This is a genomic window from Paraburkholderia bonniea (assembly GCF_009455625.1).
Classification (GTDB): domain Bacteria; phylum Pseudomonadota; class Gammaproteobacteria; order Burkholderiales; family Burkholderiaceae; genus Paraburkholderia; species Paraburkholderia bonniea.
In genome coordinates this window covers 1,303,628-1,327,352 of sequence record NZ_QPEQ01000001.1, presented here as the reverse complement: position 1 = coordinate 1,327,352, position 23,725 = coordinate 1,303,628, and the positions used below count along the sequence as shown (strand labels likewise).

The 23,725-nt window shown below is 57.5% G+C and carries 20 protein-coding genes; 5 read left to right on the top strand and 15 right to left on the bottom strand.

What is annotated here, in order from left to right:
* Positions 1-52: 52 nt before the first annotated feature.
* The 7 genes from GH656_RS05795 to GH656_RS05765 all read right to left on the bottom strand — a co-directional run bounded on the left by GH656_RS05795 (position 53) and on the right by GH656_RS05765 (position 6,308).
* Positions 53-274: a helix-turn-helix domain-containing protein gene (locus GH656_RS05795; RefSeq protein ID WP_153074997.1), complete on the bottom strand. Its 222-nt coding sequence runs from the start codon at positions 272-274 to the stop codon at positions 53-55.
* 185 nt (positions 275-459) lie between these two features.
* The gene (locus GH656_RS05790) at positions 460-1,806 is read right to left on the bottom strand and encodes a hypothetical protein (RefSeq protein WP_153074996.1); all 1,347 of its coding nucleotides are present in this window, start codon (positions 1,804-1,806) and stop codon (positions 460-462) included.
* 260 nt (positions 1,807-2,066) lie between these two features.
* On the bottom strand, positions 2,067-2,381 hold the full coding sequence (locus tag GH656_RS05785; RefSeq protein WP_153074995.1) for a hypothetical protein: 315 nt from the start codon (positions 2,379-2,381) through the stop codon (positions 2,067-2,069).
* Between the two features lie 100 nt (positions 2,382-2,481).
* Positions 2,482-2,763 (bottom strand): helix-turn-helix domain-containing protein, encoded by a 282-nt coding sequence (locus tag GH656_RS05780; RefSeq protein ID WP_153074994.1) that lies wholly within the window; start codon positions 2,761-2,763, stop codon positions 2,482-2,484.
* Between the two features lie 3 nt (positions 2,764-2,766).
* Positions 2,767-3,084, bottom strand: a complete 318-nt coding sequence (locus GH656_RS05775) for a type II toxin-antitoxin system RelE/ParE family toxin (protein ID WP_153074993.1) — start codon at positions 3,082-3,084, stop codon at positions 2,767-2,769.
* On the bottom strand, positions 3,084-4,481 hold the full coding sequence (locus tag GH656_RS05770) for a tyrosine-type recombinase/integrase (protein WP_153074992.1): 1,398 nt from the start codon (positions 4,479-4,481) through the stop codon (positions 3,084-3,086). Before GH656_RS05770 ends, GH656_RS05775 begins: the two co-directional genes overlap by 1 nt.
* A 718-nt stretch (positions 4,482-5,199) precedes the next feature.
* A protein-coding gene (locus tag GH656_RS05765; protein ID WP_153074991.1) for an IS3 family transposase occupies positions 5,200-6,308 on the bottom strand; the annotation gives its coding sequence in 2 pieces (ribosomal slippage) (positions 5,200-6,059 and positions 6,059-6,308; 1,110 coding nt in all).
* A 41-nt stretch (positions 6,309-6,349) separates the two neighbouring features.
* On the opposite strand from GH656_RS05765, the gene GH656_RS05760 reads away from it, so the two are divergent.
* Entirely contained in the window at positions 6,350-6,625 is a 276-nt protein-coding gene (locus tag GH656_RS05760; protein ID WP_153074990.1) for a hypothetical protein, read from the top strand.
* A gap of 162 nt (positions 6,626-6,787) precedes the next feature.
* Here GH656_RS05760 and GH656_RS05755 read toward each other — a convergent pair whose 3' ends face one another.
* The 4 genes from GH656_RS05755 to GH656_RS05740 form a co-directional block, all read right to left on the bottom strand.
* On the bottom strand, positions 6,788-7,168 hold the full coding sequence (locus GH656_RS05755) for a glyoxalase superfamily protein (RefSeq protein ID WP_153076574.1): 381 nt from the start codon (positions 7,166-7,168) through the stop codon (positions 6,788-6,790).
* A 60-nt stretch (positions 7,169-7,228) separates the two neighbouring features.
* The gene (locus GH656_RS05750; protein ID WP_153074989.1) at positions 7,229-7,474 is read right to left on the bottom strand and encodes a DUF6566 family protein; all 246 of its coding nucleotides are present in this window, start codon (positions 7,472-7,474) and stop codon (positions 7,229-7,231) included.
* A gap of 82 nt (positions 7,475-7,556) precedes the next feature.
* Positions 7,557-8,969 (bottom strand): lactate utilization protein B, encoded by a 1,413-nt coding sequence (locus GH656_RS05745; RefSeq protein ID WP_153074988.1) that lies wholly within the window; start codon positions 8,967-8,969, stop codon positions 7,557-7,559.
* A 142-nt stretch (positions 8,970-9,111) separates the two neighbouring features.
* Complete coding sequence (locus GH656_RS05740; RefSeq protein ID WP_153074987.1) at positions 9,112-9,834, bottom strand: (Fe-S)-binding protein; 723 nt, start codon at positions 9,832-9,834, stop codon at positions 9,112-9,114.
* A gap of 200 nt (positions 9,835-10,034) precedes the next feature.
* Between GH656_RS05740 and GH656_RS05735 the strand changes: the two genes are divergently transcribed.
* Positions 10,035-10,832: an IclR family transcriptional regulator gene (locus GH656_RS05735; protein WP_153074986.1), complete on the top strand. Its 798-nt coding sequence runs from the start codon at positions 10,035-10,037 to the stop codon at positions 10,830-10,832.
* 140 nt (positions 10,833-10,972) lie between these two features.
* Here the strand turns inward: GH656_RS05735 and pbpG are convergent, their stop codons facing one another.
* A complete protein-coding gene (pbpG, locus tag GH656_RS05730) occupies positions 10,973-12,157 on the bottom strand; it encodes a D-alanyl-D-alanine endopeptidase (protein ID WP_153074985.1) in 1,185 nt (394 codons plus the stop codon).
* A gap of 771 nt (positions 12,158-12,928) precedes the next feature.
* Here pbpG and GH656_RS05725 point away from each other — a divergent pair.
* Positions 12,929-13,498 carry a phasin family protein gene (locus GH656_RS05725; RefSeq protein WP_153074984.1) on the top strand — a complete coding sequence of 190 codons (570 nt, stop codon included), beginning with the start codon at positions 12,929-12,931 and terminating at the stop codon, positions 13,496-13,498.
* Between the two features lie 203 nt (positions 13,499-13,701).
* On the opposite strand, the gene lpdA is transcribed toward GH656_RS05725, so the two are convergent.
* From lpdA to aceE, 3 genes are all read right to left on the bottom strand, one after another.
* Positions 13,702-15,516 (bottom strand): dihydrolipoyl dehydrogenase, encoded by a 1,815-nt coding sequence (gene lpdA, locus GH656_RS05720; protein WP_153074983.1) that lies wholly within the window; start codon positions 15,514-15,516, stop codon positions 13,702-13,704.
* A 100-nt stretch (positions 15,517-15,616) separates the two neighbouring features.
* Positions 15,617-17,308 (bottom strand): dihydrolipoyllysine-residue acetyltransferase, encoded by a 1,692-nt coding sequence (gene aceF, locus GH656_RS05715; protein ID WP_153074982.1) that lies wholly within the window; start codon positions 17,306-17,308, stop codon positions 15,617-15,619.
* A gap of 80 nt (positions 17,309-17,388) precedes the next feature.
* Positions 17,389-20,085: a pyruvate dehydrogenase (acetyl-transferring), homodimeric type gene (gene aceE / locus GH656_RS05710; RefSeq protein ID WP_153074981.1), complete on the bottom strand. Its 2,697-nt coding sequence runs from the start codon at positions 20,083-20,085 to the stop codon at positions 17,389-17,391.
* A 299-nt stretch (positions 20,086-20,384) separates the two neighbouring features.
* Between aceE and fixL the strand changes: the two genes are divergently transcribed.
* Both fixL and fixJ read left to right on the top strand, forming a co-directional pair.
* Positions 20,385-22,898, top strand: coding sequence for an oxygen sensor histidine kinase FixL (gene fixL, locus GH656_RS05705; RefSeq protein ID WP_153076573.1), 2,514 nt, complete (start codon positions 20,385-20,387; stop codon positions 22,896-22,898).
* Positions 22,895-23,542, top strand: a complete 648-nt coding sequence (fixJ, locus tag GH656_RS05700) for an oxygen response regulator transcription factor FixJ (protein WP_153074980.1) — start codon at positions 22,895-22,897, stop codon at positions 23,540-23,542. Before fixL ends, fixJ begins: the two co-directional genes overlap by 4 nt.
* The last annotated feature ends 183 nt before the right edge of the window (positions 23,543-23,725 follow it).

Genomic DNA, 23,725 nt, shown 5'->3' with positions numbered 1-23,725 from the left:
AAGTTGCGTTGCGTGTTTGCGCTCGATTGGCTTTTGGTCGGTCGGGCTTTTTTCATTGCACCTCCTCCCCGCTCAAAAGCTTTTGCAGGTCGGAAACGCGCCAAGCAAGACGGCCATTAATTCGGACCGGACGAATAGGCCCATTTTCCAAGCAGGCCCATTTCCTGAGGGTCTGCGGCTTACGGTTGAGTGCGGCAGCGGCTTCGTCGGTCGGAAGAACCGCTCCAATGCCGCGCACAGCGAGGCTAATTGATGTTGCTTCAAACCTGGTCATATCAACGTCCAATTGCGAGCCTCGTGCGGCGGGCCTTGGTGCGCTGATAACGTGCCGATTTCGTTTCAACGCCCGAGGGTTCCGCCGTGGTCGGCTTTGTGCTTCGGCGTTGATAGTTTGCGATTAATCTTCGATTTTTCTGATAGATGCGGGCAGCGCCGGGCGTTACCGGGCGCAAACGGGCATTAGCGGGCGCTGGGATTAAGCCGTTTGCGCAATGCATCCTTTGTGAGGAATTTCACAGTATTCTCGGCATCGGCATCGGCATCGTCGCCCGACCACTTCACGCCTTCCCCCTCTGCATAACCTAGTAGTGGACAGGGCCTATCGTCCTGTTGAGCAATCTTCACCAAAGATGCCCACACAGCATGGTAATCGTCAGCATTCGTCGCCCTCTCCTTTGCCATATCGAGAATTGCGCTCAGTGAATTCCTGCGGCTTTTAATTCGCCTCGTCGCCGTGTCTTTTACCGTGCTCATGTTGGCGGGCGACTCACTGTCCATCACCTCCGGGCCGCAATGCTGAGGGGCAGCGGTTTCTATTTCAAATCGATACTTCATAAGCCATTCAGGATGCGCGTCGAGCAGCTTGTTCACGTCGGCAATGTCCACACGGTCATAAAAGGCGCGCAGATTATTTGGCACCGGGTAGGGCAGCGAATCCGCCAGATTGCGCGGGTTTTTCAGTGAGAGCGCCCCAGCTTTCACGGCATCAACTATCGTGTCTTCCCACCGCGCAGTGTCAACGCCGCTTTTCTGCGCCAGCGTCTTGGCAATCCCCTCGATTGTCTGGCGTCCCGCGCGCTCCATGTCTGCTTGTTCTTTCTCAGACTGCGCTGTTACGCTCAAACGATAGGGTTTACGCTCACGCGCCAGCCACTCGTCCACCACGCATTCATTAACCCACGCCTCCCCGTGCCGTCGCTCGTTTACCGTCAGGTCGCCACGCTCTGCCGCCTGCGTCATCTCGGTTATCAACAAAGTCTTAAGCGCATGTTCAGCTAAATAGTCCTTCGAATACACACGCTTTGCGATACTTTCGGCTGTGGCGGTTATCGTGTATCGGCGCACACCGGGGCGAAACGCGGTAAGCACACGCTGGGCGTCATCTGCAGTCATCCACCATCTCGCCTGATTCGCGGAAATGCTTTCGGCGGTCGGCGTTGTCACGGCTCCGCCCACACTATGCAGGCTAATCGTGCCCGCTAGCGCCATCTCGGCAAGCTGCGGAATCACGCCAGCGATGCCGTCCGCTGCCCAGCCGTGCAGCCGTAGTGCAACAGCAATAGTGCGTCGCAAACTACCGTCGCGGTCCGACTTTTGCCACTCTTCCGGCTGCTCGTCAGCCTGTGCCGCAGCCAATAGCCACACGAGATGTTCAACAGTAATCCGGTCGCCGTCTGCTTGCTGCTCTGTCTGCGCTTTGCCTGCACGCACGACAGCCTCTACGGACTGGCACATCTGCTCGGTCTTCCCCGCGCGAATAATCTCTTTTTCTTCGGGCGTCAGGCCCGTCCCGTCTTGGTATTTCACGCTTACCGGCTTGACTATGGAATCCTCATCATTAGTAATGGGTGACTCCCCGTCGTCCGGCGTGAAACCGCTCCATCCACTCATTTACACACCCTCACGTGCGAACCTTCAACAAGAGGACCCTGCCAGGCCGGTGAAGGTGTCCGGTTTTTCGCCCGCTAAAGCTAGGCAGGGGCAAAACTGATTACGCTAGAGCAACACCATGAAAAATCTGGAAGTCACTCCGGTCATTGCCGTGCCTAAAATTTTCATTGGCCGACTCATTCACTACTGTCTCCCGCAGTGGGCGGCATACCTGAAGAGATGGAAAGCGCAACAAATGCAAACCATAATTCGCGCTCCACGACTTCGTTTAGCATAACTTCCAGACTGAATATCACCGACATATTCTCGTGCAGTTCACTCGCGTAATATTGCGCGGAGGAAGTAATCTCTTCACGTGTGCGGTCAAGATAGGCACCCGCTAGCCGCTCAATAGCACGCAACAGGTTTTTTGCACGCGTATATCCGTGACTGAACGTGTCAGACGGATTGAACCCGTCCGGCGTGACTTCGGTAGAATTGGCGTTAGCCATGATACGGACCTCCTATATAGGCCGTGTTGTGGTTAGGCGGGAGCGATGCGTCTACATCGCTCCCGCCGCTTTTGCCTGATACCGTCAGGCGGCGGTCGTACTACTTGACAGCTTCTAGACGTACCACGGCGCGGCTTCCGGTTGCCTCGGCATAGCGCGACAGGGTACGCAATGAGGGCAGCGTGCGTCCGCTTTCCATGCGTGCGATAGTCGATTGCGTTGTGTGCATCCTCTCGGCCACCTGTTCCTGACTCAATCCAGCGCGTGCACGTGCCGCAATAAGTTCACGGGCAATAGCAAATTCAGGCTCCATGGCGTCATACTCGGCCTTGACCTTGGGGTTATCCAACATCCGCTTTTTCAGGGTTGCATAGTCAACCATCGTTCAATCCTCTTTTATTCGTGCATAGGCCGTTGTGATTGCCTTGCGCGGGGTCTTTTGCGTCTTTTTCACGAAAACATGCAGCACGGTCAGCTTCTGTGTGGTCTGTGTAACGTAAATCGCACGGGCAATGCCGTCCCGCCCGGTCATACGGATTTCCCACAGTTTGCCCTCCAACGGGCGCACGTGAGGCATGCCAACACGCTGCGGACCAAGTTCTTCCAGCATGTCAACAATTCTCAGAAAACGGGCCTGCATATCTTCGGGCAGCGCCAGCAATTCGGCTTCAGCCTCGGGTATCAGTTCAACATGCCACGTCATTAGTTTATCTCTTTTTTGCTATGTTTGTGCATTACTTGCTGACTGCCTGCAATCCCTGCCTGCTCTGGTTTGAAGTCGATGTGAGCTTCTCTGAGAATCCACGCCTCCAGCTTGTCATGCCACATACGCAGCAGGTCGAGCGGACGCACCTTGTAATGACGCTCTGCTGTAGCAGACGGCTTATGCCCCATAATTTGCGCCACCACCCCGGTAGGCGTTTCAGTCCATTCCGCCAGACTGGAAAACGAGCGCCGTAGGCCGTGCAGCGTCACCGGAGGAATGCCCGCCGCCTGACAGACACGATGCAGTGCGCGGTTGGGCGCGGCCAGCCTGCCATCAGCGGCGGCGGGACTAGCAAACACCCATGACGACGGCTCCCACGTTTTGTCGTCCGCTTCGAGTTCGCGCAACCGGCGAACGTTGGGCGGCGTGTCATTAATGCGCTTCAGGTCGAGCAATACGCTAGCGAAATAAGGTGTTAGGGGAATATCGCGGCCCGTTTCCGTCTCTACCTTGTCCTTTAAATGCAGACTGCGCCAGCGAAAATCCACATCATTCCAGCGCAATTCCGCCAGTTCCTCACGGCGCGCGCCGGTCAGTAGCAAGCCAATCAGATACGCCTCCATTACCGGATTGCCGAGATGATGGACGGCACCGAACCACGCGGCTAATTGCTCGCGCTGAATGGAATCTGTCTTTGCTGCCTGCTTCGGAAGGGTATCTTTCGAGAGGCGCGTAGAGACAGCCTGTGTGTCAATCAACCCCTGATATTCGGCCTTCGATTCGCACCATGTCGCGAAAATGCGGAGCAGGTTGAAAGCGAGCCGCGCGCGGGCCGGACGCTGTTCAGCCTCTATCTCTAGCCATTTGCCCACGCGGTCAGCGCTCAAGTCCGACAGTTTCAGTGGCATCAGAGCGGCAAGCGGCCCCGGCTCCGTTAATCCCTTGCCGCGCTTCTTGGGCTGCCCGCCCGAGTTCGCAAGAGTTACGTGGTCTCGGTGATGAAGCTCGCTCCACTTCGGACGACGCACCTCGGTGTAAGTAGCCCAAGCATCCGCCAGCGTTACGTCCTGACGGCGCGCCTCGACCTTTCTGGCTTCGTGGGCAGCGCGCTGCTCGGCCACTTGCTCGCGCGGGTCGATGCCATCATCAACCGCCGTTTTCAGGCGCGCCGCCTCGGTGCGAGCCTTGCCAAGCATCCACGCACGCGGATCACCGATGGTAATGCGGACGGTCTTGCCGAACAGGCGGGATTCAAAAATGTAGGCGCGCGCACCAGTGCGCGTGACGCGCAGACCCAGCCCCGGTGCCTTAGCGTCCCAGTAAATCGTCTGAGACTTACCCGGCAACGCTCCCAGTGAGGCTACCCGTTCCGCAGTGAAGTTGACCTTTGCCATTTACTGTCCTGTCAGGCCCATATCTATGTAGGCACCGTGTAGGCAAATTATGGGGCTATCAATCAATGCTGGTCAACAGAATTAAAAGGGATAAAACAGGTAATTCGTTGTAAACAATGGAATTAATTGATTTCGTAAATATCCATCAACGCTAAGAAATGCCATTTTTAGAGGATTGTAATTCCTGTTGTCGTGGGTTCGAGCCCCATCAGCCACCCCAAAATTTCTTTTTGTATCAAGCTGCTGAACAAAACGAAATTCCATCAAAAGAATTTCAGAATCAAGCCCGCCATGAGCGGGCTTTTTTTATCCTTTTTTCGTTCGCTCGTCAGAGACATGTTGTCGCCGCGACGTCCCTCCTCTTGAGTCCATAACTGCCCTAGCCGCCATGGTTTTACAGGCATCCGTTACCGCACAATGCGCGTCATTCCCGGCTGCGAGGCTACTGTTTCGCTGATTTTTTTGTTGCCGATTCGGCCATAGCCAACATTTGCTTCCGTGCTGCCTCCGCCTTATTTTTGTATTCGTTGAATATTGGAGGCAGTACTGTGTCGGCCATCATTAGAACACTCAGCTTTCCATCCGCGTCGATCAGCTTCTGGGAAAGATCGTTACGTTCTTTAGTTTCATTAATCAGATTATTGAGGCCTTCGCTCAGCTCGTCGCCAACAGGTGAGCCATGCCCATGACCTGACGGACATTCTCGTACCAAAGGCGTCTAGAGAATCACGGCCCCAATGGTTGAACTACGTTCGCTAACCCGGCGGAATTCGGCCGGGGTCAGGTACTGCAAACTCGAATGCGGGCGCACCTCGTTGTAGTGAGTACGCCAGTCCTTGATCACGATCTTCGCTTCAATCCGATGGCGAAACCACTCCATCGCCAAACATTCATCACGGAATTTTCCGTTGAAGCTCTCATTGGTGCCGTTCTGCCAAGGCTTGCCGGGATCAATCAATGCTGTCTCGATGTTCTCCTGCACAGCCCATTTCAACAGCGCCGTGCTGACAAATCCCGGCCCATTGTCCGACCGAAGATAACGCGGTGCGCCGTGCACGCTGATCAACCGACTTAGCACTTCAATGACTCGACGAGAGCGAATCGATCCCGCCACATCGATCGCCAGGCACTCCCGCGTATATTCATCGACCACCGTCAGGCATTTGACTTGCTGCCCGTTCGCGCAGGCGTCGAATACGAAGTCATAGCACCAAACCGAGTTGCGAGCTGCCGGTGCGTGGGGTCTTGGACGACTGCCTGCGACGCGGCGTCTGCGACGCTTCTTTGGCACTTGTAGACCGGCCTGCGCCCAGAGCGAAGCACATCGGTCACGACCGACCAGGATGCCTGCGCGTCCTGGCAACACTCGAGTGCGGCGCGAACCAAAGCGCGGGAATTGCCCCGACAACGCTCGCATCGCATCCATCACTGGCGCGTTTTTTGCAGGCATCTTGGGTATGTAACTCAAGCTTGATCGACTGATCTGCATCAGCGCACAGGCTCGCCGTTGACTCAAGCCCTGCGTCATCGCAAACCGGGCTTGCTCACAGCGAACCTGCACGCTCACCACTTTTTTGCGCCGATCTCCTTCAGGACTTGGATATCGAGCGCTTGGTCAGTCACCAGCTTCTTCAGTCGGACGTTCTCCGCCTCTAGTGCTTTGAGGCGCTTGACGTCGTCGCTAACCATTTCACCAAAGCGCTTGCGCCACGCGGAGATCGACGCTTCGCTCACGCCGTGGCGCTTGGCCACCTCAGGCACCGTGTCCCGATCTGCTTCACGCAGTATCCGCACAATCTGTTCGTCGCTGTACCGGCTTTTCTTCATGCCAACTCCTCGTCTGAGCTGAGGAGCCGTTATCTCTAGATTTGATTGGTACGAAATTTCACGAACAGGTCAGCGGCATCGAGCGCTTGATTTCGACGCAAGATTTTGAATCCGGCATGACGTCGTTTGCAGGGTACGCGAAGCTCCTGTCGAGAATTTCGGAAAATTTCGCCAATCTGCTACAACAACGCATCAGTAACGGGATGCTCCAGCAGTCTCATTTTGCAGTGGACTATTGTTGCGTGGCGATGCAAAAAATCTCGGACGAACCATTCCGCTACCCTGGACAAGGCGTTTATCTCACCGAATTCGGTTAATTTCAGGCATTCCCATTGCTCGGGAAACACCCAAGCCATCCATCCAACCGTTCCTTCGATGAGCAAACCAAAGGTGAAACAACTGACTGCCTGAGCAGCCAGTTGGCATTCGGAGCACCCCGCATTTCAGCCGGGGGCCTGATTCAACTGATTCACACCACATCAACGATCATCCGCATTCGTCTCGTCAAATTCACAAAAACGAATCCGGTTGCCAAACGGATCAAGCGTGACCAAAACTTTGCCCCAAGGCATCACCTCAATCCCTGGCCGGCCATATTTATAGTGCTTGCCATGCAGTTCATCACGCAGCGCTTCCACTCCGGTAACCGGCACAAAGATCGTTGAACCTGGCGTTGCATCGCCATGATGCTCGCTGAGATGAATCTTCAAATCCGCACGATGAAGCTGCATATAGAGTGGAAGGTCCGGCGTAAACCGGTGCTCCCAGTCCACCGTAAAGCCTAAAAATCCTTCATAAAATTCTTTGGCTTTCTCTTCAGAAAAAATCCGCAACACAGGAATAGCAGGCGACATGTACATCATTTCTCTCTCATTCCTTTCGTCAGTCAAACCCGAAGCAAAACCGGCAACCTCGCCTAGTCACGTATTGGCCAGCTCACCGTCTATCCATTCGCGCGCGACCTGAAAAGCAGCTTCAGCAGCCGCATGTTCGGTTGGCCAGAATCCTTCGATAGGTACGAGCTGCCAGTCCAGCACTGGCGCGGCATCTTGCAGCACCCGGAAATGCGCTTTGACACCGGTCAAAACCTGCTCAACGGCAACTTCAATCTCGTAGGTCTTGTAGCTTTCCTGATAATCACCCATATCAGTGCCTGTCGATTCCATGATGTTTTCTCCCGTTTTGTGCTGAAAAACAGCGCCTGAAAACCTCGTGCTTCAAAACCCGCTCGCCGCATCCAAGCCACGCTTATCCCAGATGGCTGCGCTGCGCCGCATAAAGCTCACGAAACGTGCGGCCAACCGGAGCGGGCATATCCCGCGTATTCGTCCAGCCCGCTGCCAATGGCAAGCGGCCAATCGCCCGTTTTTGCCCGCCCATCAACTCCAGCACCCGCACGGCCAGCTTCGTCGTCAAGGCGTACAGCGCCGGGTGCAACGCCAGATAGCCCCACACAGCCAGTCCGGCGCGTGCACGCCAGGGACGCAAATGACGTTCCACCTGTTTCTCGCGCAATGTACGTAGCAAGCCAGATAGCGGGATCTCAACTGGACACACGCTATCGCACGCGCCGCAGAGCGTTGCGGCCTGAGGCAAATCGAGCGCCCGGTCGAGCCCCACATAGGCAGGCGTCAGCACCGAACCCATCGGCCCAGGATACACCCAGCCATACGCGTGTCCACCGATCTTCTGATACACCGGACAGTGATTCATACAAGCACCACAGCGAATACAGCGCAGCATCGCCTGGAACTCCCCACCAATCAGCCCGCTGCGTCCGCCATCGACCAGCACCACATACATATGCTCAGGCCCATCCTGATCGTCCGCACCACGCGGCCCCGTCAGTAACGAAAAGTAGTTTGAGGTTGCCTGACCTGTGGCCGAGCGCGGCAACAGGCGCATCGCGGTAGCAAGGTCTTCCAGTGTCGGCAAGATCTTCTCGATGCCGGTAACCGCCACATGCACGCGCGGCATCACCGTACACATTCCTTCATTGCCTTCATTGGTGACCAGCGCAACTGAGCCGGTCTGCGCGATCAGGAAATTGCCACCTGTCACGCCCATATCTGCCGTCATGAAATGCGGCCGCAGCACCTCGCGGGCTTCACGCGTCATCGCAGGAATCTCGGTCAGCCTTGGGCGCTGGTGGATCTTTTCAAACAGGTCGGCGATTTCGTCCTGATCTTTATGCACGACCGGAGCGATGATGTGACTAGGCGGCTCATTGCCGTTGATCTGCAGAATGTATTCGCCGAGATCGGTTTCGATGGATTGCACGCCAATCTCACCCAGCACCGCATTCAGGCTCATTTCTTCGGTCACCATCGACTTGGTCTTGATGACTTTTCGGACCTCGTGACGGCGCGCGATATCAGCGATCAAGCGAGCCGCATCCTGGGTAGTTTCCGCGTAGAGCACGTTCACGCCACGCCGGCTGGCCTCGCTTTCGAAGGTTTCGAGCCACACATCCAGGTTATCCAGTGCGCGATTGCGGCGCTCTTTGAGTGCTGCCCGGGTCGCGGGGAAATCGAGCGCGGTCATTGACGCCGCGCGCCCGGAAACAAATTTGGTCGATAGCTTGGTGAGGTTTTGCTGCAAACGCTGATCGGCCAGCTTTTGGCCGGCTCGCGCCTTGAACTGCATGGTCTGAACTTGCATGGCAATCGGTGTCGGTGTCGGTGTCGGTGTCGGTGTCGGTGTCGGTGTCGGTGTCGGTGTCGGTCAGGAGCGGAGAAACTACCGTAGTGTGCCTACGGGAAGGTGACATGAAGGTGGCGGCTTACGCATCACACATCACACGTTACACATCACCAGCCAGCACTTGCGCGACATGTAGCACGCGCGTCGTGGTGTCGCCAGTCCGGCGCAGCCGGCCTTCAATATTGAGCATGCAGCCAAGATCGCCCAGCACCACTGTTCCCGCCCCGCTCGCGTGGATACTGGCGCATTTCTCATCAACAATCGCGGTTGAGATGTCGCCGTACTTAAGCGCGAATGTGCCGCCAAAGCCGCAGCACTTTTCACAGTCGCTCATTTCTTCGACCGTCACGCCAACCTGCGCCAGCAAAGTGCGGGGCTGCAGCTTGACACCCAGTTCGCGCAACCCCGCGCATGAATCGTGATAGGCCACCGGACCCGTAAAACTGCCAGGCTTCAGCTCGACGCGGGCAACGTTCAGCAGAAAATCGCTCAGCTCGAAGACTTTCGGCTGCACCTGGCCATACCGGCGCATCAATTCAGGATCATCACGAAACAAGTCGCCGTAATGCGTGCGGATCATGCCGCCGCATGAACCTGATGGCACCACGATGTAATCGAACTGTTCAAATTCGCGGAGCGTTTTTTCCGCGAGATCACGTGCGAGGCCTCGTTCACCTGAGTTATAGGCGGGCTGGCCGCAGCATGTCTGCGCGGGCGGCACCATCACTTCGAAGCCCGCACTTTCGATCAGCTTGATCGCCGAAAACCCGATCTCGGGACGCATCAGGTCAATCAGGCAGGTAACGAATAATCCGACTCGCATGAGCTCTCCCAGCAAAAAGGTCTCTGATTATCCGCTGTTTAACCGGCAAAACCAACGCGCGAAGGCTCGCTGGCCATCCTTTGAACGCTCTTTGCCCCTCCTTCGAACCACCTCTTAAACCACTTCAGATCGTGCCCGTCGCTTTCACATTACGAGATACAATCGGGATTCCGTTGTTTGACGCGCCAACCAACTCCTCCATGAGCGATACAAACCTGGAATCCAAAACCTCGATCCAGGTGATCGAGCGCATGATGCGCCTGCTAGATGCCCTCGCGGCACACAGCGACCCAGTCAGTCTGAAAGAACTCGCCAAGCGCACCACCCTGCATCCCTCTACGGCTCACCGCATTCTGAATGACATGGTGACTTGCCGCCTGGTGGATCGCTCCGACCCCGGCACCTACCGCTTAGGCATGCGCTTGCTTGAACTGGGCAATCTGGTCAAGGCACGCCTGTCGGTGCGCGACGCAGCGTTAATGCCGATGCGTGAGTTACATCGCCAAACCGGACAAACCGTTAATTTGTCGATGCGGCAAGGCGATGAAATTGTGTATATCGAACGTGCTTATTCAGAGCGCTCTGGCATGCAGGTGGTGCGAGCGATTGGCGGGCGAGCACCATTACATCTGACCTCCGTCGGCAAGCTCTTTCTCGCCGCCGACGAAGCCTCCCGGGTACGGGCTTACGCGACCCGCACTGGCCTGTCCGGCCACACACAAAATAGCATCACCGACCTTGCCAAACTCGAGCGCGAGTTAATGCATGTGCGCCAGCAGGCATCCGCACGCGATAACGAAGAGCTGGAATTAGGTGTGCGCTGCATTGCCGCCGGGATTTACGACGACACCGGCAAACTCGTCGCGGGACTCTCGCTGTCGGCCCCTGCCGATCGCCTGCAGGATGCGTGGTTAGCTCAGCTGAGCGAAACCGCACTGGCTATTTCCGGAGCACTGGGCTACCGGCCCAGCGTGATGTCGGAGCACGGGCAACGCTGAGTCACCTGAGCCATCACGCTAAAGAGCGAGCGTTTTTTCAGCTCACATCTTCGGCTCGCAAACAACAACGCCTCGCATCGTGCCGTTCACGATGCGAGGCGTTTTGTCACAACCCTCAAACGCTAAACCGATGAAACCGCTCAGGTACCTGCGGTACCGTTATCGGCACTGGTAATCCGTTCGCCGCCATTGTCGAGCCAGGTGCGCAGACGGGCCGCATCAGCAAAGCGGGAATACTTACCCGACGAATCGAGCAGCACCATAATCATTGGCCGGCCATGAATGGTTGCCTGCATCACAAGGCACTCCCCTGCCTCATTAATGAAACCAGTTTTTTGCAGACCGATCTCCCACGTCGGATTGCGCACCAGCGCGTTCGTGCTGTTGTAGGCCAGCGAACGCTTGCCGGTGTACACCTCGTAGCTGCGATCCGTTGAAAACGCGCGGATCATCGGGTACTGGTAAGCGGCATTCACCATTTTCACCAGATCACGTGCGCTCGATACATTCTGGCTCGTCAGTCCGGTTGAGTTTTCGAAATGCGTGTCGAGCATGCCCAGCTGTTTCGCCTTGGCGTTCATCGCAGCCAGAAAACCTGGGCGCCCGCCCGGGTAATAACGCGATAGCGCAGCGGCAGCGCGATTCTCGGATGCCATCAACGCGATATGCAGCATGTCTTCGCGCGAGAGCACCGAGCCAACTGACAGGCGTGACCGGGTATTTTTTTCATAGTCACGGTCTTCATCCGTGACTTCCAGCGATTCCGTCATTGGCGCGTGTGAATCCAGCACGACCATCGCTGTCATCAGCTTCGTAATGGATGCGATGGGCACGACAGCGTGTGAATTTTTTTCGAAAAGCGGCGTGGCGGTGTTCTGGTCAACGACGTAAGCCACGCTTGAACGCAGGGCTAGCACATCAGGCGTGTCGTGCAGGCCAAAGGCCTGGCCCACGGTAGGTGGACGCGGCTGGAAGGCGACCTTGCGGACTGCCGTGCGCTGGCGGCCATTCATTGAATAAGTCACGCGCTTTTTCTTTACCGTTGCACGCGATGAAGTGCTGGCGCTGGTGCTGGCCTTGACTTTGGTTACCGTAGCCCGCGCTGCGCTCGGCTTACTGGTAACTTTTGCCGTCGCGGCCCCTTTGACCGGCTTGGCTGATTTAGCGTTTTTAGCCGGCTTGGCCGATTTGGCGGGCTCAGCGGCATGGACATTGACCGGCATCGCTGCCGTGGCGGCTAGAACAAGCGCCGTAGCTGTCGATATGACCGTGCTGAATGCCGCACCGCGAAAGATTTTGAGCGACGAAAACATGTCGGTTTTCATGAGAATTTAATAGGGAGCGGCAAGAGTTTCCGCAAGTGTAGTAAAAGTGTTAAAAATTAGCAATATTAGATACTTACCGCCGCTCCTTAAACCGAGTTCCAAGATTTGATTGCAAAAAACTACCGAACTATCGCATTCGATTAAAAAAACTGGGTAACTACTTCAGACCACCGGGTGCGCTGATGAAGATATGTGAGCGAAAACCACGCAAATCTCGCGCAAACCTCTACCCGCCTGACGTAACAACCAGGCACGCATTCTCCGGCAGGGGAAGCACTATTCCGGCAGCGGGTTGCAGCATCACGCTCAACCCGTCAGACAGTCCAACCAGGTTTGATGGGGTCGCTAAGCCGGTCAATCTGGCACGGTCAGCGCCAAAATACTCGACGTTTGTCCAGGGAGCACGCCAAACGTTCCGCGATGATAGGCGGTTTACCTCTGTCCCGGACTCCAAAGCCACACCGCAGGCCAATTAGACCAGGCCGAATAGAAACACGCCAGAAATCTGTAATAAGTCTCAATTTAAGGAAAAAGCGGATAAAAACGGACTTTCCCAACTCAACTAGTTCGCATAAGCCTTTGTTTTATTGATAAATTATCGGCATTGTGCGGCGCACAAAAAACGCTTGACATCCGCCCCAGCCATCCTAAAATGTCAAACATTGCTGCGGCGCATCAAACAGTTCCCCAGCGTATATCAGCCGAAAGCATTTTTTCCTTCAAACCAATGCGGTCTGCACCATGCGGGCCGTTTTCAGGAGCGTAACCGCCATGACTATGCTGACCCCAGAACAATTCGCCGCAGCCCACAAAGCCAACCTCGAAACCCTGTTTGGCTTGACCGCCAAAGCATTTGAAGGCGTTGAAAAGCTGGTTGAACTGAACCTGCAAGTCGTGAAATCTACGCTCGCGGAAGGCCAGGAAAATGCACAGCGCGCCTTGTCGGTAAAAGACGCACAAGAGCTGCTCGCGCTGCAAGCTAGCCTGAGCCAGCCTGTTGCAGAAAAAGCGCTGTCGTATAGCCGCCATCTGTACGAAATCCTGTCGGCAACGCAAACCGAATTCACCCGGGTTGCAGAAGCTCAATACGAAGAACAAAACCGCAAAGTGCAATCGCTGATCGACAACGTCGCAAAGAATGCACCAGCAGGTTCAGAAACAGCTGTTTCGGCAATCAAGTCGGCTATCACCGCTGCCAACACCACCTACGAAACAGTGCATAAGGCAACGCGCCAGGCTGTTGAAATCGCTGAAAGCAATTTCAATGCAGCAGCTGCCGCAGCCTCGAAAGCCGCATCTCAAGCAGCAGCACAAGCATCGCGCCCAGCCAAGAAGGCCTAAGCGCGAGCAGTCAGGCATCTGCGCGCCGTAGCGGCGCGCACAAAAAATGGCGTGCCCTTTCAACGAGGCACGCCATTTTTTCGTCTGCACCTTCATCTGCATCTGCACCAATCGCTCAACTCAATCCTCCAGCCCAGGCACGTGAACCAGACGGCCTGGCATCCCATGCCGCCCGATTCACGCTCAAGCCGGTCAGATCAAATTCACTTCTTCTTTTGCGGCGGCAAATCGGTGCAAACACCTTCATACAGCTCGGCAGCCATTCCAACTGATTCACCCAGTGTTGGATGGGGATGGATGGTCTTGCCGATATCAGTCGCGTCCGCGCCCATCTCAATCGCCAGGCACACTTCACTAATCAGATCGCCCGCATTCAGGCCGACAATGCCGCCGCCAATCACCCGGTGCGTTTCTTCGTCAAAGATCAGCTTCGTAAAACCCTCGTCACGGCCATTCGCAATGGCCCGGCCAGACGCGGCCCAAGGGAACACCGCTTTGCCGTACTTAAGCCCCTCGGCCTTGCACTGATCTTCCGTCTTGCCAGCCCACGCTACTTCCGGATCGGTATAGGCCACCGATGGAATCTGCAATGCATCGAAGTAAGCCTTCTCGCCATGCGCCGCCTCTGCTGCAACGTGACCTTCGTGCACCGCCTTATGCGCCAGCATCGGCTGGCCAACGATATCGCCAATCGCAAAAATATGCGGCACGTTAGTGCGCATCTGCTTGTCGACTTCGATAAAGCCACGGTCGGTCACGGCCACGCCGGCATGCTCCGCACCAATCTTCCGGCCGTTCGGGCTACGCCCCACCGCCACCAGCACGAGATCGTAACGTTGCGCTTCCGCAGGCGCTTTCTCACCTTCAAATGAAACGTAGATGCCGTCGTCTTTCGCCTCGGCCTGAGTCGTGCGGGTTTTCAGCATCACGTTGGCAAACCGCTTGCTGTTGTACTTCTCCCAAACTTTCACGAGATCGCGGTCGGCACCCATCATGAGCCCGTCGAGCATTTCAACAACATCGATCTGCGAACCCAGGGTCGCGTACACCGTGGCCATTTCAAGGCCGATAATGCCGCCGCCGATCACCAGCATGCGTTGGGGGATCTGCCGCAACTCAAGCGCACCAGTGGAATCCACCACCCGTGGGTCTTCGGGAATAAATGGCAGCTTCACCGCCTGCGAGCCCGCAGCAATGATCGCCTGGCGGAATTTGACAACCTTCTTGCCGGCTTCCGTCTGCACCTCAAGATGATGCGGATCAACAAAAGCGCCGACGCCAGTCAGCACTTCGACCTTGCGCGCCTTCGCCATGCCGGCCAGCCCGCCGGTGAGCTTCTTGACCACGCCGGACTTGAAATCACGCAAGCGCTCGAGATCAATCTGCGGTTTGGCAAACGTAATGCCGTGCGATGCCAGCGCCGCCGCTTCGTCAATCACCAGCGCGGTGTGCAGCAACGCTTTGGACGGAATGCAGCCCACATTCAGACAAACACCGCCGAGCGCAGCATAACGTTCGACCAGAATGGTTTTCATGCCGAGATCCGCCGAACGGAACGCCGCCGAATATCCACCTGGCCCCGAGCCGAGTACCAGCATGTCGCATTCGAGATCTGCACTGCCGGAAAAACTGCTCGCCTGCGGCGCTGCAGCAGCGGGTGCTTGAGCACTGCTGGCAGCAGCAGGAGCTGAAGCTGACGCGCTAGCGGCAGCGGGTTGCGCAGGGGCTTTCGCCGCTTCTGGCTTTGCTTCCTTTGCTGGCGCTTTTTCTGACGCACCAGCCGAGGTTTCGACTAGCGCGATCACGCTCCCCTGGGAAACCTTCTCACCCGCCTTCACACGCACTTCTTTAACCGTGCCTGCGGTATCGCTGGGTACTTCAATAGATGCCTTGTCTGATTCGAGCGTCATTAGCGCCTGCTCGTTTTCGATCACGTCACCTGGCTTGATGTTCACTTCAATGACATCGACATCCTTAAAGTCGCCAATGTCGGGTACTTTTACTTCGACGAGACTCATCAGTGTCCCCTTCTCTTGTTGATCGTGTTGACAAGCAAATCTGGGGCGCGGACCAGTTGGCAAACGTCCGCGCCCCAGCGAGCAAAGGTCTAAACAGCAATCAAAGAATTACACGCCGGAAATCGGCAAGAACCGCAGCCAGGTATGCATTGAAGCGCGCCGCCTCTGCCCCGTCTACTACCCGGTGGTCATAGGACAGCGACAGCGGCAGCATCAGCCGGGGAATGAACTGCTTGCCGTCCCAGACGGGCTTCATTGCGCCACGCGACAAGCCAAGAATCGCTACTTCGGGTGCGTTAATGATTGGTGTGAAGTTGGTGCCGCCAATCCCGCCCAGCGACGAAATCGAGAAGCAGCCGCCTTGCATCTGGTCTGGCTTGAGCTTGCCATCGCGCGCGGCCTTCGACAGCTCGGTCATCTCTTTCGCTACTTCGAGCAAGCCTTTTTTGTCAGCATCACGGATCACCGGAACAACCAGGCCATTCGGTGTATCGGCAGCAAAACCCACGTGGTAGTACTGCTTGTATACGAGGTTGTCGCCATCAAGGCTGGTGTTGAACGTCGGGAATTTCTTCAGCGCAGACACCACCGCCTTGATCACGAACGCCAGCATCGTGACCTTCACACCGGCTTTTTCGTTTTCCTTGTTCAACTGCACGCGCAACGCTTCGAGCTCGGTAATGTCAGCCTCGTCGTTGTTCGTGACGTGCGGAATCATGACCCAGTTGCGGTGCAGGTTGGCACCCGAAATTTTCTTGATGCGCGACAGCGCTTTAGGCTCAATCGGGCCGAATTTCGTGAAATCGATCTTGGGCCACGGCAACAGGTTCAGCTCACCACCACCTGCAGCCGGTGCGCTAGCCGCAGGAGCCGCGCGCTGCCCCGTCATCACGCCCTTGATGAACGCTGTCACATCCGCCTGGGTAATCCGCCCTTTTGGACCGCTGCCCTGCACGCGTGCTACGTCGACGCCCAGTTCGCGGGCGAATTTGCGCACGGAAGGCGATGCATGACTGGCCTGGCGTGTGCCGCCTTCACCTGCTGGAATAAGCGGTGCCTGGGCCAGTGCTGATGGTGCAGCTGGCGCGGGTGCCGGGGCTTGCGGTGCGTCCGATGGTTTTTCGCTCGCGGCACTCGCAGCGGCTGGCTTGGCCGGAGCGGCAGCGGCCGGTGTTGCGCCAGCGGCTTCGACCAGCACGATTACCGAGCCTTCCGAAACCGTATCGCCCACCTTCACCTTGATTTCCTTGACGAGACCCGCAGCCGGGCTCGGCACGTCCATCGTCGCCTTGTCGGTTTCCAGCGTGAGCAGCGCCTGCTCTTTCTCGATCTGGTCGCCAACCTTGACCAGAATTTCGATCACCGGAATATCCGTGTAATCGCCCACGTCAGGCACTTTGATCTCCTGCACGCCGCCGCTTGCAGCCGAGGCTGCTGCAGGTGCAGGTGCCGCAGCGGGTGCCGGGGCTACCGCCGCAGGTTGTGCAGCCGCGCCGCTGGCTGGCGGCGACTTCGCGGCTGCAGTGTCAGCGCCGTTGCCGTTCACGGCAGCCGCTCCGCCCAGCACGACGATCAGCGTGCCTTCCGACACGTTATCGCCCGCCTTGACCTTCACTTCCTTAACCGTGCCCGCAACGGGGCTCGGTACATCCATAGTCGCCTTGTCAGATTCGAGCGTGACAAGCGACTGCTCTTTCTCGACGGCATCACCCGCCTTGACCAGCACCTCGATTACAGGAATGTCCGTGTAATCGCCGATGTCCGGCACTTTGACTTCGATTGCTTGACTCATTGCTGGTGTCTCCTGGGCCATGCACACCGCTTTCAGTAAAGCAAACTGAAACGGCGCGCCATGGCACACGGGGCGATGCCCTAAACGGTCATCGGGTTAGGTTTAGCGGGATCAAGGTTGTATTTCTTGAGCGCCTCGGCAACGACCTTGCGTTCGATCGTGCCCTCATCTGCCAGCGCATTCAGCGCAGCCACCGTCACCCAGTAACGGTCGACTTCGAAGAAATGACGCAGTTTTTCGCGGGTGTCCGAGCGGCCGTAACCATCCGTGCCCAGCACGACGAAGCGTTGCGGCACAAAGGCGCGGATTTGCTCGGTCAGCGCGCGGACGTAATCGGTAGAAGCAATCACCGGGCCCGGTGCGCCTGTCAGCAGCTTTTCGACGTGTGACACTTTGCGCGCTTCGGCCGGATGCAGCAGGTTCCAGCGCTGCACTTCGTGGCCTTCCCGTGCCAGTTCAGTAAAGCTCGGCACGCTCCAGAGATCTGCCGCGACACCCCAATCGTTCTGCAGCAACGTGGCGGCGGCAATCACTTCGTTAAAGATCGTCCCGGCACCCATCAACTGAACCCGTGGCGCATTGGCTGCGGCCTCGGCCTTGCGGAACGCGTACATGCCCTTGATGATGTCGGCCGCTACGCTGTCGCCCTGCGGGATCGCCGGGTGCTCGTAGTTTTCGTTCATCACCGTGATGTAGTAGTACACATCCTCCTGGTCCTGCACCATGCGGCGCAGCCCGTCTTGCATGATGACGGCCAGTTCATAGCCGAAAGTCGGGTCGTAGCTGATGCAGTTCGGCACCGAAGCGGCCCACAGCAGCGAGTGACCATCTTCGTGCTGCAAGCCTTCGCCGTTGAGCGTGGTGCGTCCAGCCGTGCCACCCAGCAAGAAGCCGCGCGAACGCATGTCGCCTGCCGCCCAGGCCAGATCGCCGATGCGCTGGAAGCCAAACATCGAATAGAAAATGTAGAACGGGATCATGATCTCGCCGTGCGTCGAATACGACGTGGCGGCGGCGATCCAGTCGCACATGCCACCGGCTTCATTAATCCCTTCCTGCAGAATCTGGCCGGTTTCCGATTCACGGTAGAACATCAACTGATCGGAATCTTCTGGCACGTACTTCTGGCCATCCTGGTTCCAGATACCGATCTGGCGAAACAGCCCTTCCATGCCGAAGGTGCGTGATTCGTCCGGAACGATCGGCACAATGCGCTTACCCAGCGCCTTGTCTTTCAGCAAGATGTTCAGAATGCGCACGAAGGCCATCGTGGTCGAAATCTCACGGCCTTCGCCAGTGCCTTTCAGCACAGGCTCGAAAGCGGCCAGTTCGGGCACCGGCAGTGGCTCGGCCTTTTGCCGCCGGGCAGGCAGATAGCCGCCCAGCTCCTGGCGGCGCGCGCGCATGTATTCGAGTTCTTTGGAGCCTTCTTCGAACTTCAGATAAGGCACGTCGACGATATCGGCGTCAGAGATTGGCAGGCGGAACTGGTCGCGGAATTTCTTCAGCTGGTCCACCTGCATTTTCTTTTGCTGATGGGTGATGTTCATGGCCTGGCCAGCTTCGCCCATGCCATAGCCCTTGATCGTCTTGGCCAGAATCACCGTGGGTTGCTTCACCGCCTGCGAAGCCTGCTGGAATGCCGCGTAAATCTTGTGCGGATCATGGCCGCCGCGATTCAGGTTCCAGATGTCTTCATCGGACCAGTCGGCCACCAGTGCGCGCAGCTCTGGCGTGTTGAAGAAGTGTTCCCGCACATACGCGCCGGACTCCGACTTGTACGTTTGATACTCGCCGTCCACCACTTCCATCATCCGGCGCATCAGCATGCCGGATTTATCGCGGGCGAACAGCGCATCCCAGCGGCTGCCCCAGACCACCTTGATAACGTTCCAGCCCGCCCCGCGGAACTCGCTTTCCAGTTCCTGGATGATCTTGCCGTTGCCCCGTACCGGGCCATCCAGCCGCTGCAAATTACAGTTGATGACGAACACCAGATTGTCGAGCCGCTCACGGCCCGCCATGCCAATCGCGCCGAGCGATTCTGGTTCATCCGTCTCGCCGTCACCAAGAAAAGCCCACACCTTGCGGCCATCGGTTTTGGCAATGCCGCGCGCCTGCATGTACTTCATGAAGCGCGCCTGATAGATCGCCATGATGGGCCCGAGGCCCATCGAAACGGTCGGGAACTGCCAGAAATCAGGCATCAACCATGGATGCGGATACGACGAAATACCCTCACCGCCGACTTCCTGGCGGAAATTGTCGAGCTGGTCTGCCGACAGGCGGCCAAGCAGAAACGCCCGTGAATACACACCCGGCGATGAATGGCCCTGAACGAAAATCAGATCGCCGCCATGAGCCTCGGAAGGCGCATGCCAGAAATGGTTGAAGCCCACGTCATAGAGCGTCGCAGCGGAGGCAAACGAGGCGATATGGCCGCCCACGTTGGTTTCCTTGCCCGCGCGCAGCACCATCGCAATGGCGTTCCAGCGTGTGTATGAGCGGATGCGGTGTTCGATGTCCTGATCGCCCGGGATTTTGGCCTGGGCGGTGAGCGGAATCGTATTGATATAGGGGGTATTGGCGGAAAAAGGCAGATGCTCGCCGTGAACACGGGCAAATTCGATCTGCTTTTCGATCAGATAGTGGGCGCGGTCAGGGCCGACGGCGGAAATTACGCCATCCAGCGCTTCAAGCCATTCACCGGTTTCCTGGGGATCGTCGTCGTTTTCTGCGGCGACATATTTCATGACTTCATCGGGTACTGCGGACATGCTCGTCTCCTGAATATAAGGAACGCTCTTTGAACAGACGACGCGAACCAGACCAGGCCGCGGCAGCTTGCGGACGATTGTAATAAGCCGCTCACGATCTACGCAACAAAACTTTCGAATGACGAGATGGTTTCTCATAATGCGGAAAAATGCTGCATTGCACCCTGATCTAGCGCCTAATCTCATAATAGTTCGGCGTATTTCCCCGATTAAATTTGTTCTTTATTTATTCCGCATCGCTCGCGCCGCGTCATCTTTTGCACCAATTGCGCCAGACCGGCTGAGCTACAATGCCTGCCATGTTGACCGAACGGCTTCTTACTCGCTCGGCGCGCCCGTCCGGTTCGTCGGCGGATTCGACGCCCTCACGCTGGCACCATGGACCATGGTGGTCCAATTCCTATCTCCTCACGCCGCTGCTGTCGATCCTGGTTTTTCTGGTCGTCATGAGCCTGATTTTGTGGAGCCTGAACCGGCGTGAGCGGCAGCAGCAGGAAGACACGCTCTATCGCAACGTCGCCTGGGCCCAGCAGCAAATCCGCCTGTCGATGACCAGTTCGCAAGAGCAAATCCAGTCTCTTGCCCGCGATCTGGTTGTGGGCCGCGCCGATCCCCATTCGTTTCAGAGTTCGTCCGCCGACATCATGCAGGGGCATCCCGAGATCCTCTACATGAACTGGTACACCAGCGAGCAGCAGCCGCGCTGGCCCGCAAACGCGTTACCGATGTTCGGCCAGCGCCTTGCGCGCCCCAGCGACGTGCAAATGGACGAAGCCGTCAAGGCAGCCTTCACCGAGGCGCGCAGCACCCGCCGCCAGATTTACTCCCCCTTGATTTACGACGATCTCGGCAACGGCTACCTCACGCTGCAAACCCCGGTTTACCGTGAGCGGGAGTTTCTGGGCTCGATTGCAGCGGTGTTTTCCATTGAAGGCATCCTGAAGCACGACATCCCGCCCGAGTTGTCAGCGAAGTACAAAATTTCGATCATCGACGTCAATAACCGCGAACTGGCCACCACCTCGACGCGCCCCCGCCTGCCACGCGACGCCTCCTACGATCTGCCGCTCGATCCGCCCGGCCAGGGCGTATCGGTCCGGGTCTATGCGTATCCGCAGATGACCAACTTCACCAACAACACGCTGGTCTGGCTCGTGGCTGGCCTGTCGTGTTTTGTGCTGTGGAGCTTATGGAGCTTGTGGAAGCACACGCGCCAGCGCTTTGAGGCGCAGCAGGCGCTGTATGCCGAGGCATTTTTTCGCCGGGCCATGGAAAACTCCGTGCTGATCGGCATGCGGGTGCTCGACATGCACGGCCGCATCTCGCACGTGAATCCCGCGTTTTGCCGCATGACCGGCTGGGACGAAACCGATCTGGTCGGCAAGCTCGCCCCGTTCCCCTACTGGCCGCGCGACGCTTACCCCGAAATGCAGCGTCAGTACGAAATGACCTTGCGCGGCAAGGCACCTTCCTCCGGCTTCGAATTACGCGTGCGGCGCAAGGATGGCTCGCTGTTTCACGCGCGCCTGTATGTCTCACCGCTCATCGACAGCTCGGGCCGGCAAACCGGCTGGATGTCGTCCATGACCGACATCACCGAACCCAAACGCGCCCGCGAAGAACTCGCCGCCGCGCATGAGCGCTTCACCACCGTGCTCGAAAGCCTGGACGCCGCCGTGTCGGTGCTCGCCGCCGACGAAGCCGAACTGCTGTTCGCCAACCGCTATTACCGCCATCTGTTTGGCATTCGCCCAGATGGCCATCTGGAACTAGCCGGTGACAGCTTCGACAGCGGCGAAGCCTCATCTGACTCCATCGACATGGTGGATGCCTATGCCGGCCTGCCCGCCGCCGCGCTCACCGAAAGCACTGCGGACGCCCAGGAGGTTTACGTCCAGAGCATCCAGAAATGGTTTGAAGTACGGCGTCAGTACATTCAGTGGGTGGATGGCCATCTGGCGCAAATGCAGATCGCCACCGACATCACCACGCGCAAGGAAGCGCAGGAACTCGCGCGGCAGCAGGACGAAAAACTGCAGTTCACCAGCCGCCTGATGACCATGGGCGAAATGGCGTCATCGCTGGCCCATGAACTCAACCAGCCGCTGGCGGCCATCAATAACTACTGCTCGGGTGCCGTCGCGCTGGTGCGCTCTGGCCGCACCACGCCCGACAATCTGCTGCCCGTGCTCGAAAAAACCGCTCAGCAGGCCGTGCGCGCGGGGATGATCATCAAGCGCATCCGCGAGTTCGTGAAACGCAGCGAGCCCAAACGCCAAGCCTGCCGGGTCGCGGATATCGTCGCCGATGCGGTGGGGCTCGCCGAAATTGAAGTGCGCAAGCGGCGCATTCGGATCGTCACCGAGCTGCGCTCGCGCTTGCCAGTGATTTACGTCGATCAGGTGCTGATCGAGCAGGTGCTGGTGAATCTGCTCAAGAACGCCGCCGAAGCCATGTATGACGCCGCCCCTAATGCCTACGACCCGGTGATCCGGATCATCGTGCGGCTGGATCAGGGGCTGGTTTGCATCAGTGTTGTCGATCAGGGGCCCGGCGTGGATGAAACCACCGCCGAGCGCCTGTTCGAACCGTTTTACAGCACCAAGTCCGACGGTATGGGCATGGGGCTGAATATCTGCCGTTCGATTATCGAATCGCACCGGGGTCGCCTGTGGGTCGTCAACAATATCGCCGCTGACGGCCGCATCACTGGCGCCACATTCCATTGCAGCCTGCCTGTTGGGGAACCTGACGGCCCCGGTAACAGCGGGTCGCAGACACCAGCATCACGAACCGCTACGAGAGAGCTATGAACAGTCCAAATCTGGCCATCACACAGGAAACTGTCTTTGTTGTCGATGACGATGAGGCCGTGCGCGATTCACTGCGCTGGCTGCTCGAAGCAAATGGTTACCGGGTTCAGTGCTTTGCTGGCGCAGAGCAGTTCCTCGAAGCCTGGCAGCCGCATCAGCATCCCGGCCAGATCGCGTGTCTGATCCTCGATGTGCGGATGCCCGGGATGAGCGGTCTTGAGCTGCAGGAGCGTCTGATCGCCGACGATGCGCTGCTGCCCATCATCTTCGTCACCGGCCACGGCGACGTGCCAATGGCCGTATCGACAATGAAAAAAGGCGCGATGGATTTCATCGAAAAACCCTTCGATGAAGCCGAGTTGCGCAAGCTGGTCGAGCGCATGCTGGACCGCGCGCGTAGCGAAAGCAGCAGCGTCCAGCAACAGCGCGCCACCTCCGAGCGTCTGAGCAAGCTCACCGCGCGCGAGCATCAAGTGCTGGAGCGGATCATCGCAGGACGGCTGAACAAGCAGATCGCTGACGATCTGGGCATCAGCATCAAGACCGTCGAAGCGCATCGCGCCAACATCATGGAAAAGCTCAACGTCAATACCGTCGCTGACTTGCTGCGGCTGGCACTGTCCAGCAAGCCACCGGTGCCGTAAGCCCCTCCTGCGCGCTCAAAGCACACGGCGCGCAACCTGTATCTGATGCGATACGCGCCACGCCCGCCCGAACCCCGGCGCTGCGTGGCGTTCGTGTTTTTCCGTTCTGTTTCTGTCCAAGCGGTGCCGGTATAATGCCGCCCCTTGCAGCGATGCATTCTTTCTCCCGCAGTGCTGTGCCAG